This window comes from Bifidobacterium sp. AGR2158, assembly GCF_000424225.1.
In the GTDB taxonomy this organism is placed as follows: domain Bacteria; phylum Actinomycetota; class Actinomycetes; order Actinomycetales; family Bifidobacteriaceae; genus Bifidobacterium; species Bifidobacterium anseris.
Genome location: NZ_AUJM01000012.1, coordinates 257921 through 272299, shown reverse-complemented (window position 1 = coordinate 272299; position 14379 = coordinate 257921). Strand labels below are relative to the sequence as shown.

Sequence of the window (14379 nt, the reverse complement as noted above, 5' to 3'; positions counted from 1 at the left end):
TGGGGGCAGGGGTATGTCTGTGGAAGGCCGGCGATCAGGCGAGCTTGTTGTATTCGGCTTCGTCGACCGGCTCGAGCCATTCGTTGCTCTTGCCTTCGCCGGGCACGGCGATGGCGATGTGCGAGAACCAGCTGCCCGGTGCCGCGCCGTGCCAGTGCTTCATGTTCGCCGGGATGTGCACGACGGTGCCCGGAGTCATTGCGATCGGCTCCTGTCCCTCGATCTGCGCGTAGCCGCGACCGCCGACGCAGATGAGCATCTGACCGCCGCCCTGCGTGGCGTGGTGGATGTGCCAATGGTTGATGCAGCCGGGTTCGAAGGTGACATTGGCCATGCTGACCTGTTCGCCGGAGATCGGCGCAAGCCAGCTCTTGCCGGTGAAGTACTGCGCGTAGGCGTCGTTCGGCGCGCCCACCAGGAACATCAGTGACTGCGCATATGCGGTCGGCACGCCGACCGGAATCGGATAGTTGTTCATGATGATGCCTCCATGATCGGTCGTCGTTGTGCGCGGTCGGCGGTTTTCGCTGTGCCGTGCCCGCGCGCCGCCAGTTCATAGTATGGAACCGATTTTTATATGCAGCAGATAGTGAAACTGCATATCATGCATGTTCGTTGTGCATACGTTCGGCCATGCATGATGCCGTGTGCGATATGCGTGCCGCAGTCCTCACAGATTGCGGTCGAAGAACGCCTCGATCGCGTCGAAGGGGATGTGCTTGAAGTTGTCGTACAGGTCGGTGTGGCTGGCGCCCGGAATGATCATCAATTCCTTGTTCGCCGGGTTCACGCCGTGCTCGAGCTTGTCGTACGCGGCCTTCGAGAAGTACAGCGAATGCGCCTTCTCGCCGTGGATGAGTAGCACCGGGTTTTCGATTTCGTCGATGTAGCTCAGCAGCGGCATGTTCATGAAGGGCAGCGCCGACGTCGCGTTCCAACCGTCGTTCGAGTTGACCGAGCGCGCATGGTAGCCGCGTGGCGTCTTGTAGTAGGCGGCGTAGTCCTTGAGAAACTGCGGTGCGTCCTCGGGCAGTGCCTCGGGTGCTGGCACGCCGCCGGCGCGCGCGTAGTCGTCCTTCGCATAGTCCTCGGTGCGCTGCTTGGCGAGCTGCGCGCGCTTGGCGTTGCGTTGGGTCGGCGAATCCTCGGCGTCGAAGTAGCCGTTCGCGGTGACGCGGCTCATGTTGTACATCGTCGATGCGACGGTGGCCTTGATGCGTGGATCGTTCGCGGCGGCGTTGAGTGCGAGGCCGCCCCAGCCGCAGATGCCGACGATGCCGATGCCGTCGGGGTCGACGTCGTGGCGCGTCGACAGATAATCGACGGCCGCCGAGAAATCCTCGGTGTTGATATCGGGGGAGGCGACGGCGCGCGGCGAGCCGCCCGATTCGCCGATGAACGACGGGTCGAACGCGATCGTCAGGAAGCCGCGTTCGGCAAGCGTTTGCGCGTACAGGCCGCTTGCCTGTTCCTTGACGGCGCCGAAAGGTCCGGCGACGGCGAGCGCCTTGAAGCGTCCGTTCTTCGGTGCATGCTTCGGCATGTACAGATCGGCGGCCAGTTCGATGCCGTAGCGATTGTGGAACGTGATCTTGCTGTGTTCGACCTTGTCGCTGTGCGGGAACACCTTGTCCCACGCCGGCGTCAGCTCAAGTGCTGTCATCGGCGATCTCCTTCACTGATTCTTTTCGATGTTTCGATTACGTGGGTGCCGTGTGGCGCGTCCTGTGCCGTCTCATCGGCTTGTGCTGTCTAGTGTCGGTCGCGCGATGTCATAACGCAAATAGTGATTTGCTATAATCATTATTCGTTGAACGAATAACTTTTGCGAAAGGACGCCGATGGAGATCCGGGCATTGCGCGCGTTCCTCGAAGTTTCGCGTGAAGAGAACATGACGCGCGCCGCGGCCAATCTGCACATGTCGCAGCCGTCGTTGTCGAAGCTCATCAAATCGCTCGAACATGAGCTTGGCACGCAACTGTTCGTGCGGCGCAGCTTCGGGCTGACGTTGACGAAGGAGGGGCGCGTGCTGCGCGAACGCGCGCGTGATCTCGTCGGCATGGCCGACCGCATCGAGGACGAGTTCGCGTCGCTCGGCAACGTCACCGGCGGCACGTTGTATTTCGGTCTCGCGGAGTCGTATCAGATCCAATATCTCGCGCGGCAGATCAAACAGCTGCGCGAACAGTGCGCCGACCTGCGCTATCACGTCGAAAGCGGCGTTTCCTCGCAGGTGCTCGAGCATCTCGACCAGGGCACGCTTGATTTCGCCGTTCTCGCGCACGATCCCGACCTGACGAAATACGAGGCGCTCGAATTTCCGAATGTCGACCGTTGGGGCGTCATCGTCCCCGCCGATCATCGACTCGCGTCGCGCACGTCCGTCTCAATCGATGATCTCGTCGGCGAACCGTTGTTCTGCTCACAGCAGGCGTGGAAACATGAGATCGCGCGCTGGGCGGGATCGCGCATGCCTGATCTGCGTCTCGAGGCGACCTTCGGCCTCGCCTACAACGCGGCCGTCTTTGCCCGCGAAGGGCTCGGTGTGCTGCTCGCCTTCGACCGCATCGTCGATACGAGTGCCGATTCGGGGCTCGTGTTCCGTCCGCTGCGTCCGGCGCTCGTCACAAAGCTGCACCTCGTCTGGAGGCGCAACCGTCCGCTCAGCCCGATCGCCGAGCGGTTCCTGCGGCAGCTGCGCGGAGCGTAGTCCGCGCAGCCGGCCGCGGCGGATCAGCCGCGCGCGTTGTAGTCCGCGCACATCATGTTCGTCGCCTTGAGCAGCTTGTACAGATAGATGAACGGGCCGACGATGATTAGCGAGCCGAGGATGCACCACAGCCAGAAATCGGACATGCTCACTTCGCGCGGCATGCCGCGGCGCTGCAGTTCGTTGCCGATGCGATCCGAAAGGTTGCTGTACCACACGAGCCATGCGATGCCGAGCGACAGCCAGCCGAACAGGAAGTACATGAGCAGATAGTTCGTCGATTTGCGTCCGTCGTGCGACGTGGCGACCATGTTCGTCGATTCGGTCACGTCATACATGACGACGATGTCGTAGATGCCAAGTGTGATGAGGCCGAGCAGGATGTATTTGAGCAGGCTGCGGTTCGTCTTGAGTTTGTACGCGGGGGCCTGCTGCACGACGGTCACCGGGATCGGCTGCTGCGGCTGGTATTCGTTCGATGGGCCTGCGCCGCCCGCCGGAATCGACGGCGGGATGTTCGCCCCGCCGGCGTAGGGCTGTGCCGCCGGCGCGTATGCCGTATTCGATGGCTCCGCATAAGGCTGCGATGGTTGCTCAGGATAGCCCGGATATTGCTGTTGGGGTTGTGTCGGGGATGCGGTTCCCGCTGCGTCCGGATATGCCGGTTGTGGTGTCATGTTCGATGTATCCGGATAAGTCGGCGCCGACTGCGGCATCGGAGTCGCGCTGGCTTCGCCCGGGCGCGGTGGCAGCGCCGGCATCGGAATCTGTGGTTGCATGTTGTTGTCGGTCATGATGGGTCCTCTCCTCATGCTGCCCATGCGGCATTGCACGGGTCCGATTCGAGTGTAGACGTCCACGCCATCCGCGCACAAACGGAACGCGAAAGTGTGGACGGCCGTCAGCCCAGATGCAGCAGACACAGCATCGGCAGCGAGAAGCAGACGCAGAAGCCGCACAGCCCGGTCACAATCGTCACGGCCGGTCGGATGAGCGATCGCCATCCGACCATTCGACCCTGCGGGCGCGAGCGTTTTTCGACGACGGCGGCGCTGATCCAGCAGCCGAGTCCGGCGATCGTGGCCGCGACAAGCAGCCACACGTTCGTCGTCGACCGGTCGAGCCATGCGCCGATCGCGTCATTCGGCGCGCCGTCGAAGGAGGACAGCAGCACCGGGGTGATGAGTGCATATCCGATGACGATGAGCGCGGCGACGGCGGCGAGTGCCGCGCGTGGCCGTATGTTCATCGAGCGTCCGTCGCCGTCATCATGCCGATTCGTTGTCGTCATCGCTCGTCTCCGTTTCCGTGCCGTGATCGTTCGTCATGCGTGTCCCATCCTACGTGGCGCGGAACGTGCGGGCGGCTACGATGCGTGATTCCGCACGCCGCTCACATGCCGAGCGACTCGGCCCAGTCGCGCAGCTCGGCCTCGTTCGCGTCGACGTCGAAACGGCGTCCGTCGATCCACTGCGCGTCCGGCGCGGAATCATGCAGCTGTTCGCCGAGGGCTCCGCGCGTGCTCGACGACGACGTCGCGAAGGTCGTCATCGTCTTGCCGGCGAAATCATGCGATTCGAGCCATGTGCGCATCTCGCGCGGCGCCGTGTTGCCGGTTCCGGTGATGTATACGACCAGTTTGTTTGTCGTGTCAATTTCTTTTTCTGAAGCACAGCTGCATGCGATCGTGCTGTGACGGAGGCCCCCGCCTGATTGAGCCGCCGATTTAGTCCTTCTTTAGTCCTTCCCCTGCGCCGGTTTCGGCACGCCGCCCATCTCGCACAGTTCGTCGATCGTGACGAAGGAGTACCCCTGCTTTTTCAGATCGTCGATGATGCCGGGCAGCGCCTCGATGTCCTGCGTGCGGTCGCCGCCGCCGTCGTGCATCAGCGCGATCGCGCCGTTATACGCGTTCTTGAGCACCTCGTCGTGGATCGCCTTCTTGCCGGGGCGTTTCCAGTCGAGCGTGTCGATGCTCCACAGCACGTTCATGTCGACGATGTCGGCCGTGTCCTTCCACTGCTGCACGCCGAAGGCGCCGTAGGGCGCGCGCAGCACGCGCGTCTTCGTGTCGCTCGCCTCCTTGAGGTCGGCGAAGCCTGTGAGGATCTCCTTGCGCAGGTCGTCGCGCGACATGTCCGGCATGTACGGATGGCTGACGCTGTGCGACGCGACCTGATGACCCTCCTTGACCATACGCTGTTCGAGCTTCGGGTAGGCGAGCGCCTCCTCGCCGAGGTCGAAGAACGTGGCCTTCACTTTCTTCTGCCTGAGGATGTCGAGGATCGGCCCGGTGTACTGGCTCGGCCCGTCGTCGAAGGTGAGCGCAATGACCTTCTTCTCGGCCGGCTGCGGCGCGAAGGACTGCACGGTGAGTTTCTTCGCCGGCTTGATCTCCTTGTGGACGACCTCCTCCTTCGACCGTTTGCCGATCCAGACCTCCTGCTCGCCGTCCTCGCCCTGCTGCGTGACGACCTGGATCGGGCCGTTGTTGAGATTGATGTCGGTGCCGTATTTCGTCGTGCGCTGCTCGCTCGTATGCGCCTCGGTGACGTCCTTGCCGGGCGTGACCGTCATCGTCTCGGCGTCGGCGATCGTCGTCGTGCCGTAGTCGGCCGCCGGCACCGTTGTACCGTTGACGCTGACAGCGACCGGATCGCCGCCGTCCTTGTCGAGCACCTTCCCCTTAAGTGACAGCAGCCGTCCGCGCGTGCGTCCGAAGTCGTCATGGTCGTCGAGGAACCGCGCGATTGTCGTGTCCGCGCGCGCCGACACCGTCTCGCCGTCGACGTTCACGTCGACGGAGCGCCAATGGAATCGCCACATCCACCATGCGCCCGCACCGAGCGCGACGACGATGAGCGCGACGAGCACGGTGACGACGGCGGCCGCCACCGGACCCATCGTTCTGTGCGGCCGTTTCGGCGGCTTCGCGCTGCCCTGGAAATCGATCTCCTCGACGGCGGCGACGTCCTCCTCTTCGTCGCCGCCGTCGATGTCCAACGATTGCAGATCCTCGACGACCTCGTTCTCGGCGACGTCGTTCTCGTCGATGTACTTGTCCCTGTTGCGTTTGTTCTGCGACACCGTGATCGCCCTCCCGCCATCGGCCGCCTTATGTGCTGCCATTCAGCTTAGCATCGGGCGTTTCGCGGTCGGCTGTGGGCGTCGCGCGCGCCCGCACGCCATAAGATAGGAGACATGACTATCGCAACTCCCGAACGTTACGCGCAGATGCTTGACGCCGCGCGGCAGGGTGGCTACGCGTACCCTGCGATCAATGTCACCAGCTCGCAGACGCTCAACGCGGCGCTGCAGGGGCTCGCCGAGGCGGAATCGGACGGCATCATCCAGGTGTCGGTGGGCGGCGCCGCCTACTTCTCCGGTCAGCGTGTGCTCGACCGCGTCACCGGTTCGCTCGCCTTCGCCGCCTTCGCGCACGAGGTCGCGAAGAGGTATCCGAACATCACCGTCGCTCTGCACACCGACCACTGCGCCAAGCAATATCTCGACGAATGGGTGCGCCCGCTGCTCGACATCGAGATCGACGAGGTCGCGCACGGCCGCGAGCCGATGTTCCAGTCGCACATGTGGGACGGCTCGACGGTGCCGCTCGCCGAGAATCTGCAGATCGCGCGCGAACTGCTCGACAAGTCGGTGCGCGCGCACACGGTGCTCGAGATCGAGATCGGCGCCGTCGGCGGCGAAGAGGACGGCCACAGCGCCGAAATCAACGAGAAGCTGTATTCGAGCGTCGAGGACGGCGTCGCCGTCGCGCGGGCGCTCGGGCTCGGTGAGCGCGGCCGCTACATGGCCGCCTTCACCTTCGGCAACGTGCACGGCGCGTACAAGCCGGGCATCGTCAAGCTGCGTCCGCAGCTGCTCGAGCAGATCCAGCACGGCGTGTGGGATCGTGCGAAGAGCGGTGAGCTCGACGTGACGCTCGACGCGAACATGCCCGAAGGCAAGCCCTTCGCGCTCGTGTTCCACGGCGGCTCCGGCTCGACGCCGCAGGAGATCGCCGAAGCCGTCTCGTACGGCATCGTCAAGATGAACATCGACACCGATACGCAGTACGCGTTCACGCGCGCGGTCGCCGACCACATGTTCCGCCACTACGACGAGGTGCTCAAAGTGGACGGCGAGGTCGGCAACAAGAAGATGTACGATCCGCGTTCGTGGGGCAAGGAAGCCGAGGATTCGATGGCTGTGCGCGTCGTCGAGGCGTGTCAGGAACTTGGCTCGGCCGGCCGCGCGCTCAAATAACGCGCACAGGTGGCGCACTGTCTCCGTAGGCCCTCTACGCGAGCTGAAGGGCTCGCGTAGAGGGCCTACGGTAATCTGTCCTCGGCGGATCCGGAGAACCAGCGGAGGTGGAGCATGCCAGGAATCGTCTTGATCGGCGCCCAGTGGGGCGACGAAGGAAAAGGCAAGGCGACTGATCTGATCGGAACGAGGGTCGATTATGTCGCGCGTTTCAACGGCGGCAACAACGCGGGCCACACTGTCGTCGTCGGCGACGAATCGTACGCGCTGCACCTGCTGCCGTCCGGCATCATCAGCCCGACGGCCACGCCGGTCATCGGCAACGGCGTCGTCGTCGATCCGGAAGTGCTGTTCGAGGAGATTGACGGATTGGAAAGCCGCGGCATCGACTGCTCGCGGCTGCTCGTCAGCGAATCGGCGAACGTCATCGCCCCGTATCATCGCATGATCGACAAGGTCACCGAACGCTTCGCCGGCAAGAAGAAGATTGGCACGACCGGCCGCGGCATCGGCCCGGCGTATGCGGACAAGATCAACCGCATCGGCATCCGCGTGGCCGATCTGTTCAACGAGGAGCATCTGCGCGACAAGGTCGAGAACGCGCTGCGTCAGAAGAACCAGATGCTTGTCAAACTGTACAACCGCCGTCCGGTGGACGTCGACGCGACCGTCGAGGAGTTGCTCAGGCTCGGCGAACGACTCAAGCCGTATGTGGCGAACACGTCGCTCGTACTCAACCAGGCGCTCGACGACGGCAAGACCGTGCTGTTTGAGGGTGGTCAGGCGACGATGCTCGACATCGACCACGGCACCTACCCCTTCGTCACGTCGTCGAATCCGACGGCGGGCGGTGCGTGCACCGGCACCGGCGTCGGCCCGACGAAGATTGACCGCGTCATCGGCGTCTCGAAGGCGTATGTGACGCGCGTCGGTGAAGGTCCGTTCCCGACCGAGCTGTTCGACGAATGGGGCGATTGGCTGCGCGCGCAGGGCCACGAATACGGCGTGACAACCGGCCGTCCGCGCCGCTGCGGTTGGTTCGACGCCGTCGTCAACCGCTATGCGACGCAGGTGAACGGCCTGACCGACATCGTGCTGACGAAGCTCGACGTGCTCACCGGCCTTGAGGAGATCCCGATCTGTGTCGCCTACGACGTGGACGGTGTGCGCTACGACGACATGCCGACCGATCAGGTCGCGTTCGCCGCCGCGAAGCCGATCTACGAGACGATGCCGGGCTGGACTGAGGACATCTCGCAGGTGCATCGCTTCGAGGACCTGCCGGCGAACTGCCAGGCCTATGTGAAGCGGCTCGAGGAACTGTCCAACTGCCGCATCTCGGTCATCGGCACCGGTCCGCAGCGCGACCACATCATCCAGATCCATTCGCTCATCGACTGAAGCGGCCGGTGACGCGGGGCCATCGGGCGCCGCCGCCACCGACCGTCGGGCGCCGGGCCGTCCATAACGAGGACCGCCCGGCGCCCTTCCATGTTCCACGGGTTATCATGTCAGCACACGCCGAAACCCAGAGCTGTATTGAGGCGGTGATTTTCATATGAACACGCAACAGAGCACGCGACACAACCAATACGACCAGAACCAATACAACCAGACAGGGCAGCAGCCAACACAGCAACCGGCGACGGAAACCGCCGGAACGGAGGCCGACGACACCGGCGACCTTCGCAAGGAGCTCATGCAGCCCCATCCGACCGGAGCGGCCGCCGCGCGCAAGCCGCCGAGCGTCCCATTGGCGCCGATGAAACGCATGCAGGCGCGCTTCAATCCGCTTGCCGATGGCATGATCTATCTCGTCGTATTCCTCGGCGGCTGCGTCGGCACCGCGTTGCGGTACGGCCTGTGGCTCGTGCTGCCGTATCCGGGTTCCGATTCCCCGCTGTGGATGGCCTTCCATCCGGCCACCTTCATCGCGAACATGATCGCCTGCTTCGTCTTCGCGCTGCTCACCTCCTACATGTCGCAGGCGATCTGGATCCGCAAACGTGTGCGCCAGTTGGCGAGCCGCGGTATTGGCATGGGCATGTGCGGCGGTTTCTCGACGCTGTCCGCGATGATGGTCGAGGACATCACGGCCTTGCACAACAGCGGCTATCTGAGCTTCATCGTCTACACGGTCATCACGTTCCTCGTCGGCATCGTCGTCGCCTGGTTCGGCTCGTGGCTCGGCCTCAAGCTCACGTCGGTGCGTGCGGCGAGTCTCGCCGTGGCCGACGCGCTGCGGCATCGCGAACAGCCGAAGCCGGCGATCGGCGTGCGTGTGCCGGTCGAGGACGCGCCGCTCGACGCGATGCCGGTCGGCGACCCCAATCCGAAGACCGACGAGATCCCGATCGTCCATGCCGATCCGCTGACCGGGGAGGTGAAGTGATGGGGGAGTTCCTGCTCGTGTGCATCTGCGGCGGCCTCGGTGCCGTCTCCCGCTTCGTTCTCAACACGTCGATCCAGCGTTGGTGGGACCGCGTCTTCCCGCTGTCCACCTTCGTCATCAACATCATGGCGGCCTTCTTCGCCGGCATCGCCGCGGCGGCCTACTACTACCAGACCGTCAACTATTTCACTTATCTGCTGTTCGTCGCCGGCTTCCTCGGCGGATTCTCGACGTTCTCGACGGCGATCAACGAAATGGTCTCGCTTGCGAAAGGCAAGCGCATCGGCATGGCGCTCGGCTACTTCGCCGTCACCGTCCTCATCCCGTTCCTGATGGTCGTCCTCGGCTGGTGGGTCGGCGCGATGGGACATTGACGCGATGGGACACTGCCGCGATGAGACACTGCCGCGACGGCTCGCTGCATTGTTGTTGCATTGCATGCGCTGACACCAACGTTTGCATAGACACTCGCGTACGATTTGTACAGTCTTGACCCACGTATCGCGCGCCCGCGTCGCGCGCGTGATACCACGTTTTGTTTTCTTCATGTGAATCACCCCCTCTCATGGTTACCGCTGGGAAATACCTCGGTAATGTGCCTGCACCGGCTTCGGCGCTAAGTTCATGGGCATCACGAGAGAGGGGGTGCTCATGGCATCCACATATCGATCCGTTGCCCGATGCAGGCGTCGAGGGGCACGATGGCGGCATCTGCTGTGCGTCGTGGCGGTCATCGCTGCTGTCTTCCTGTGGTGCGGCCTGAACGCGCCGCAGGCCGTGGCGGCCGAGGTCGAAGCGACCGACCGCTGCGTGCCGACCGCCGAATACGGCTGCGTCAACGGCATCCTGCAGGGCTCCGACCAGAAGCCGATCGCCGGCGTCACGGTGACGCTCGGCGGTGCCGCGACCGGCGAGACGACGACGGCGGACGACGGCACGTGGGCGTTCAAGGTCGCCGACGACGGCAAGTACACGGTCACGATTCCGCAGGACGTCGCCAAGCAGTATGGATTCGCGGCCGACAGCGCGACCGTCGAAATCGTCAAATCATCATTCTCGAAACAGCGTGGCGTCGTCCGCTTCGACAAGGCTGCGGCGGCGAAACAGCCGTCCAAGTCGAGCGGCGCGGCGGCGGACGCGAAACAGCCGACGACGCAGACGCACGCCAAGACGGACGAATCCGCGGCGTCGTCGGTCACATGGGCGCGTTTCTGCCAGCAGTTGTACTCGGGCATCATCTTCGGCCTGCTGCTCGGCCTCATGGCCGTCGGCATGAACCTCGTCTACGGCACAACCGGCCTGAGCTCCTTCTCGCACGGCGAGCAGGTGACGCTCGGCGGATTGATGGCGTACGTCGGCACGCAGATGTTGCATATGCCGGTCGTGCTCTCCGCGATATTCGCCATCGTCATCGGCGGCCTCACCGGCCTGCTGCAGGACCAGTTCATCTGGGGGCCGCTGCGGCACAAGCGCGTCGGCACGATGCAGCAGATGATCGTCACGATCGGCCTGTCGATGGCGCTGCAGTACCTGTACCAGTTCTTCTTCGGCGGCGACATCAAGGGCATCGTCAAATCGGTGCCGGAAGGCATCCAGCTCGGTCCGATCACGACGAACGCGCCGGCGCTCATCTGCGCGGGCATCGCATTGGCGACGATCGTCGGCGTGACCGTCTTCCTCTACTGCACACGGCTCGGCCGCGCGACGCGCGCCGTCTCCGACAACGCGGCGCTCGCGGCCGCGTCCGGCATCAACGTCGACTCGGTCGTGCGCATCGTCTGGACGCTCTCCTGCGCGCTCGCTGCACTCTCCGGCGTGCTGCTCGGCATCTACCTCAACGGCATCGCGTGGAACACCGGCGTCACGTTGCTGATGCTGATGTTCGCCGCGGTCACGCTTGGCGGTCTCGGCACGGCGAACGGCGCGCTCGTCGGCGCGCTCGTCATCGGCGTCGTCGCCGACCTGAGCACGCTCGTCATCCCGAGTGACATGCGCTACGCGAGCGCACTCGCGATCCTCATCCTCGTCCTGCTCGTGCGACCGCAGGGCATCTTCGGCAAGCGCAATAGGATTGGGTGATTATTCATGGACACGATGACCATTATCGCGAACATCCTCGGTGAATTGTTCGCTCCCACGACGGCGGCCTATGCGCTTGCCGCGATCGGCCTGAACATCCATTTCGGCATGACGGGCCTGATGAACATGGGCCAGGCGGGCTTCATGCTGCTCGGCGCCTACGGCTTCGCGATCACGCAGATGCACGGCGCGAACCTGTTCACGTCGGTGCTGTTCGCGCTGCTGCTCGCGGCGATCTATGCGCTGCTGCTCGGCATCCCGACGCTCAAGCTCGGCCCTGATTATCTGGCGATGGTCACGCTCGCGGCCGCCGAGATCGTGCGCATCGTCGGCAGGTCCACGTCGATGACGAACGTCACCGGCGGCTCCGCCGGCATCGCCCCGCAGGACTTCACGACGCAGTTCGAGGATCTCTCGCCACTGCCGGACGGCACGTCGACCTTCCTCATCTGGACGTACAACAACAACATCGCGAACTCGTGGTGGCTGCGCATCGTCGCCTGGGTGCTCGTCGCGCTGTGCGCGTTCCTGTGCTGGCGGTGGTTCCGCTCGCCGTGGGGACGTGTGCTCAAAGGCATCCGCGAGGATGAGAACGCGATCCGCTCGCTGGGCAAGTCGGTCACGACGTACAAGATGCAGGCGCTCATCGTCGGTGGTTTCTTCGGCGCGCTCGCCGGCATCGTCTTCATCCTGCCGCGTTCGCTCAACCCCGATTCGCTGGGCCGTACCGTCACGTTCTATACATGGACGATCCTGCTGCTCGGCGGCGCCGCGACCGTCATGGGCCCGATTCTCGGCTCGTGCGTGCTGTGGGTGCTGCTGACGGCCGTCAAGGAGACGATGCGCGTGTCGATTCCGCCGACCGTCGTCTCGTCGAACCAGATCGAGGCGCTCGGCTGGGTCATCGTCGGCATCGCGCTCATGCTGCTCGTGATCTTCCGGCCGCAAGGCATCCTCGGCAACAAGAAGGAGTTGGCGTTCCATGGCTGACAACAATAGGCCGCCGCTCGACGCGGTGCACAGGAAGGACGCGGACGCGACGTCGGCCGCGAGCGTCAAGGAACCGTTCTACGACATCGCCCGGTGGGGCACAAAGCCGCCCGAGGGCGAGGAGCTCATCTCAACCGCCTACGGCGACAAGGTCACGCGTGATCTGGCCTTCGTCGAGGCCAAGCCGGGCGTGCACAAGCCCGATCCGATCCTCGTCGCCGATAACGTCGTGCGCCGCTTCGGCGGCATGACGGCGGTGGACGTCGACCATTTCGAGATCGAACGGCACGGCATCACGGCGCTCATCGGCCCCAACGGCGCCGGCAAGACGACGTTCTTCAACCTGATGACCGGCTTCGATACGCCGAACACCGGCAGCTGGCGCTTCGACGGCCGGGACATGCAGCACGTCAATCCCGAGCAGGTGGCCCGCGGCGGCATGGTACGCACATTCCAGCTGACGAAGGTCATGAACCGTCTGTCGGTGCTCGACAACATGCTGCTCGGTGCGCCCGACCAGCCGGGGGAGGGTATGCTGCGCTCGCTGTTCCCGGGCATGTGGCGACGCAAGGAGCGCGAGAACCGGCAGAAGGCCGAGGCGCTGCTCGAACGCTTCCTGCTCATCAAGAAGAAGGATGATTTCGCCGGCTCGCTTTCCGGAGGCCAGCGCAAGCTCCTCGAGATGGCGCGCGCGTTGATGTGCGACCCGAAGCTTGTCATGCTCGACGAGCCGATGGCCGGCGTCAACCCGGCGCTCAAGCAGTCGCTGCTCGACCACATCATCAGTCTGCGCGAGGACGGCACGACGGTGCTGTTCGTCGAGCACGACATCAACATGGTGCGCCACATCGCCGATTGGGTGACCGTCATGGCGGAGGGCAGGATCGTCGCCGAGGGGCCGCCGAAGACCGTCATGGACGATCCGGCGGTCGTCGACGCCTATCTCGGCGCGCACGCCGACGTCGATCTCGGCGACGACTCGGTGCTCGAAGGTCTGGAGGAACGCTCATGAACATTGCGACATCGAAGGCCGCGTCGAAGAACGCCAAGCGTCGCGGCGGGAAGGTTGCACGTGAAACATCGGACGGCGTCGACATCTACGGACTCGACGGCACGGCGGACGCCCCGCGCCCGATGAGCCGCGCCGAGATCCACGTCGGCGAACCCGAGGGCGAGCCGCTGCTCGACGCGGACAACCTCGTCGCCGGCTACCTGCCGGGCGTCAACATCCTCAACGGCGCCTCGCTCACATTGCACGACGGAGAGATCGTCGGCATCATCGGCCCCAACGGCGCCGGCAAATCGACGCTGCTCAAATCGTTGTTCGGGCTCGTACGCATCCACGAGGGCACGCTCTCGCTGCGTGGGCAGGACATCACGAATCTGCGCGCCGACAAACTCGTGTCGCGCGGCGTCGGCTTCGTGCCGCAGACCGAGAACGTGTTCCCGAGCCTGACGATCGCCGAGAACATGCATATGGGCGCGTATCAGGCGCCGAAGAAGTTCGACGAACGCTTCGAGTACGTCTGCTCGATCTTCCCCAAGCTCGGCGAGCGGCGCAACCAGCTCGCCGGACAGCTTTCCGGCGGCGAGCGGCAGATGGTTGCGATGGGACGCGCGCTGATGATGCAGCCGTCGGTGCTGCTGCTCGATGAGCCGAGCGCCGGCCTGTCGCCGATGATGCAGGACGAGACCTTCATCCGCGTGCGTCAGGTCAACAAGGCCGGCGTCTCCGTCGTCATCGTCGAGCAGAACGCGCGACGCTGCCTGCAGATCTGCGACCGCGGCTACGTGCTCGACCAGGGGCGCAACGCCTATTCTGGGCGCGGGCGCGACCTGATGAACGATCCGAAGGTCATCAGTCTGTATCTGGGCAACCTTGAAGAGGAGGTCGAGAAGGCCGGACAATGACCGCCGTTCGACGTGACCGCCGAGAGAATA

15 protein-coding genes are annotated in these 14379 nt (G+C 64.2%); 9 read left to right on the top strand and 6 right to left on the bottom strand.

All coding sequences use genetic code 11. The features are described from left to right. Nucleotides 1–34: 34 nt before the first annotated feature. Nucleotides 35–478, bottom strand: a complete 444-nt coding sequence (locus G606_RS0103845; RefSeq protein ID WP_026644847.1) for a cupin domain-containing protein — start codon at nt 476–478, stop codon at nt 35–37. Nucleotides 479–670: 192 nt separating this feature from the next. Beyond that, entirely contained in the window at nt 671–1663 is a 993-nt protein-coding gene (locus G606_RS09815) for an alpha/beta hydrolase (protein ID WP_051198491.1), read from the bottom strand. Nucleotides 1664–1841: 178 nt separating this feature from the next. Here G606_RS09815 and G606_RS0103835 point away from each other — a divergent pair, with 178 nt between their 5' ends. Next, a complete protein-coding gene (locus G606_RS0103835; protein ID WP_026644846.1) occupies nt 1842–2711 on the top strand; it encodes a LysR family transcriptional regulator in 870 nt (289 codons plus the stop codon). Nucleotides 2712–2734: 23 nt separating this feature from the next. On the opposite strand, the gene G606_RS0103830 is transcribed toward G606_RS0103835, so the two are convergent. From G606_RS0103830 to G606_RS0103815, 4 genes are all read right to left on the bottom strand, one after another. Continuing rightward, nucleotides 2735–3505, bottom strand: a complete 771-nt coding sequence (locus tag G606_RS0103830) for a DUF4234 domain-containing protein (RefSeq protein ID WP_231371401.1) — start codon at nt 3503–3505, stop codon at nt 2735–2737. A gap of 107 nt (nt 3506–3612) precedes the next feature. Continuing rightward, nucleotides 3613–4002: a hypothetical protein gene (locus G606_RS0103825; RefSeq protein ID WP_026644844.1), complete on the bottom strand. Its 390-nt coding sequence runs from the start codon at nt 4000–4002 to the stop codon at nt 3613–3615. A gap of 101 nt (nt 4003–4103) precedes the next feature. Further along, entirely contained in the window at nt 4104–4304 is a 201-nt protein-coding gene (locus G606_RS09810; protein ID WP_051198489.1) for a flavodoxin, read from the bottom strand. 144 nt (nt 4305–4448) lie between these two features. Then, complete coding sequence (locus G606_RS0103815) at nt 4449–5840, bottom strand: polysaccharide deacetylase family protein (protein ID WP_081663991.1); 1392 nt, start codon at nt 5838–5840, stop codon at nt 4449–4451. A gap of 72 nt (nt 5841–5912) precedes the next feature. On the opposite strand from G606_RS0103815, the gene fbaA reads away from it, so the two are divergent. The 8 genes from fbaA to G606_RS0103775 all read left to right on the top strand — a co-directional run bounded on the left by fbaA (nt 5913) and on the right by G606_RS0103775 (nt 14349). Continuing rightward, nucleotides 5913–6977 (top strand): class II fructose-bisphosphate aldolase, encoded by a 1065-nt coding sequence (fbaA, locus tag G606_RS0103810; protein WP_026644842.1) that lies wholly within the window; start codon nt 5913–5915, stop codon nt 6975–6977. A 114-nt stretch (nt 6978–7091) separates the two neighbouring features. Continuing rightward, complete coding sequence (locus G606_RS0103805; protein ID WP_026644841.1) at nt 7092–8378, top strand: adenylosuccinate synthase; 1287 nt, start codon at nt 7092–7094, stop codon at nt 8376–8378. 157 nt (nt 8379–8535) lie between these two features. Continuing rightward, the gene (locus tag G606_RS09805; RefSeq protein WP_051198487.1) at nt 8536–9369 is read left to right on the top strand and encodes a fluoride efflux transporter FluC; all 834 of its coding nucleotides are present in this window, start codon (nt 8536–8538) and stop codon (nt 9367–9369) included. Next, nucleotides 9369–9743 carry a fluoride efflux transporter FluC gene (locus G606_RS0103795; protein ID WP_026644840.1) on the top strand — a complete coding sequence of 125 codons (375 nt, stop codon included), beginning with the start codon at nt 9369–9371 and terminating at the stop codon, nt 9741–9743. Before G606_RS09805 ends, G606_RS0103795 begins: the two co-directional genes overlap by 1 nt. Nucleotides 9744–10020: 277 nt before the next feature. Next, the gene (locus G606_RS0103790) at nt 10021–11448 is read left to right on the top strand and encodes an ABC transporter permease subunit (RefSeq protein ID WP_026644839.1); all 1428 of its coding nucleotides are present in this window, start codon (nt 10021–10023) and stop codon (nt 11446–11448) included. 6 nt (nt 11449–11454) lie between these two features. Next, nucleotides 11455–12438, top strand: coding sequence for a branched-chain amino acid ABC transporter permease (locus G606_RS0103785; RefSeq protein WP_026644838.1), 984 nt, complete (start codon nt 11455–11457; stop codon nt 12436–12438). After that, nucleotides 12431–13450: an ABC transporter ATP-binding protein gene (locus G606_RS0103780; protein WP_081663989.1), complete on the top strand. Its 1020-nt coding sequence runs from the start codon at nt 12431–12433 to the stop codon at nt 13448–13450. Before G606_RS0103785 ends, G606_RS0103780 begins: the two co-directional genes overlap by 8 nt. 122 nt (nt 13451–13572) lie before the next feature. Beyond that, on the top strand, nt 13573–14349 hold the full coding sequence (locus G606_RS0103775) for an ABC transporter ATP-binding protein (protein ID WP_051198550.1): 777 nt from the start codon (nt 13573–13575) through the stop codon (nt 14347–14349). Nucleotides 14350–14379 lie beyond the last annotated feature (30 nt).

Coding starts and splice junctions, on each gene's coding strand:
- G606_RS0103845 (WP_026644847.1), bottom strand. CDS start 478: ATGAACAACTATCCGATTCCGGTCGGCGTGCCGACCGCATATGCGCAG.
- G606_RS09815 (WP_051198491.1), bottom strand. CDS start 1,663: ATGACAGCACTTGAGCTGACGCCGGCGTGGGACAAGGTGTTCCCGCAC.
- G606_RS0103835 (WP_026644846.1), top strand. CDS start 1,842: ATGGAGATCCGGGCATTGCGCGCGTTCCTCGAAGTTTCGCGTGAAGAG.
- G606_RS0103830 (WP_231371401.1), bottom strand. CDS start 3,505: ATGACCGACAACAACATGCAACCACAGATTCCGATGCCGGCGCTGCCA.
- G606_RS0103825 (WP_026644844.1), bottom strand. CDS start 4,002: ATGACGACAACGAATCGGCATGATGACGGCGACGGACGCTCGATGAAC.
- G606_RS09810 (WP_051198489.1), bottom strand. CDS start 4,304: ATGCGCACATGGCTCGAATCGCATGATTTCGCCGGCAAGACGATGACG.
- G606_RS0103815 (WP_081663991.1), bottom strand. CDS start 5,840: ATGGCAGCACATAAGGCGGCCGATGGCGGGAGGGCGATCACGGTGTCG.
- fbaA (WP_026644842.1), top strand. CDS start 5,913: ATGACTATCGCAACTCCCGAACGTTACGCGCAGATGCTTGACGCCGCG.
- G606_RS0103805 (WP_026644841.1), top strand. CDS start 7,092: ATGCCAGGAATCGTCTTGATCGGCGCCCAGTGGGGCGACGAAGGAAAA.
- G606_RS09805 (WP_051198487.1), top strand. CDS start 8,536: ATGAACACGCAACAGAGCACGCGACACAACCAATACGACCAGAACCAA.
- G606_RS0103795 (WP_026644840.1), top strand. CDS start 9,369: ATGGGGGAGTTCCTGCTCGTGTGCATCTGCGGCGGCCTCGGTGCCGTC.
- G606_RS0103790 (WP_026644839.1), top strand. CDS start 10,021: ATGGCATCCACATATCGATCCGTTGCCCGATGCAGGCGTCGAGGGGCA.
- G606_RS0103785 (WP_026644838.1), top strand. CDS start 11,455: ATGGACACGATGACCATTATCGCGAACATCCTCGGTGAATTGTTCGCT.
- G606_RS0103780 (WP_081663989.1), top strand. CDS start 12,431: ATGGCTGACAACAATAGGCCGCCGCTCGACGCGGTGCACAGGAAGGAC.
- G606_RS0103775 (WP_051198550.1), top strand. CDS start 13,573: ATGAGCCGCGCCGAGATCCACGTCGGCGAACCCGAGGGCGAGCCGCTG.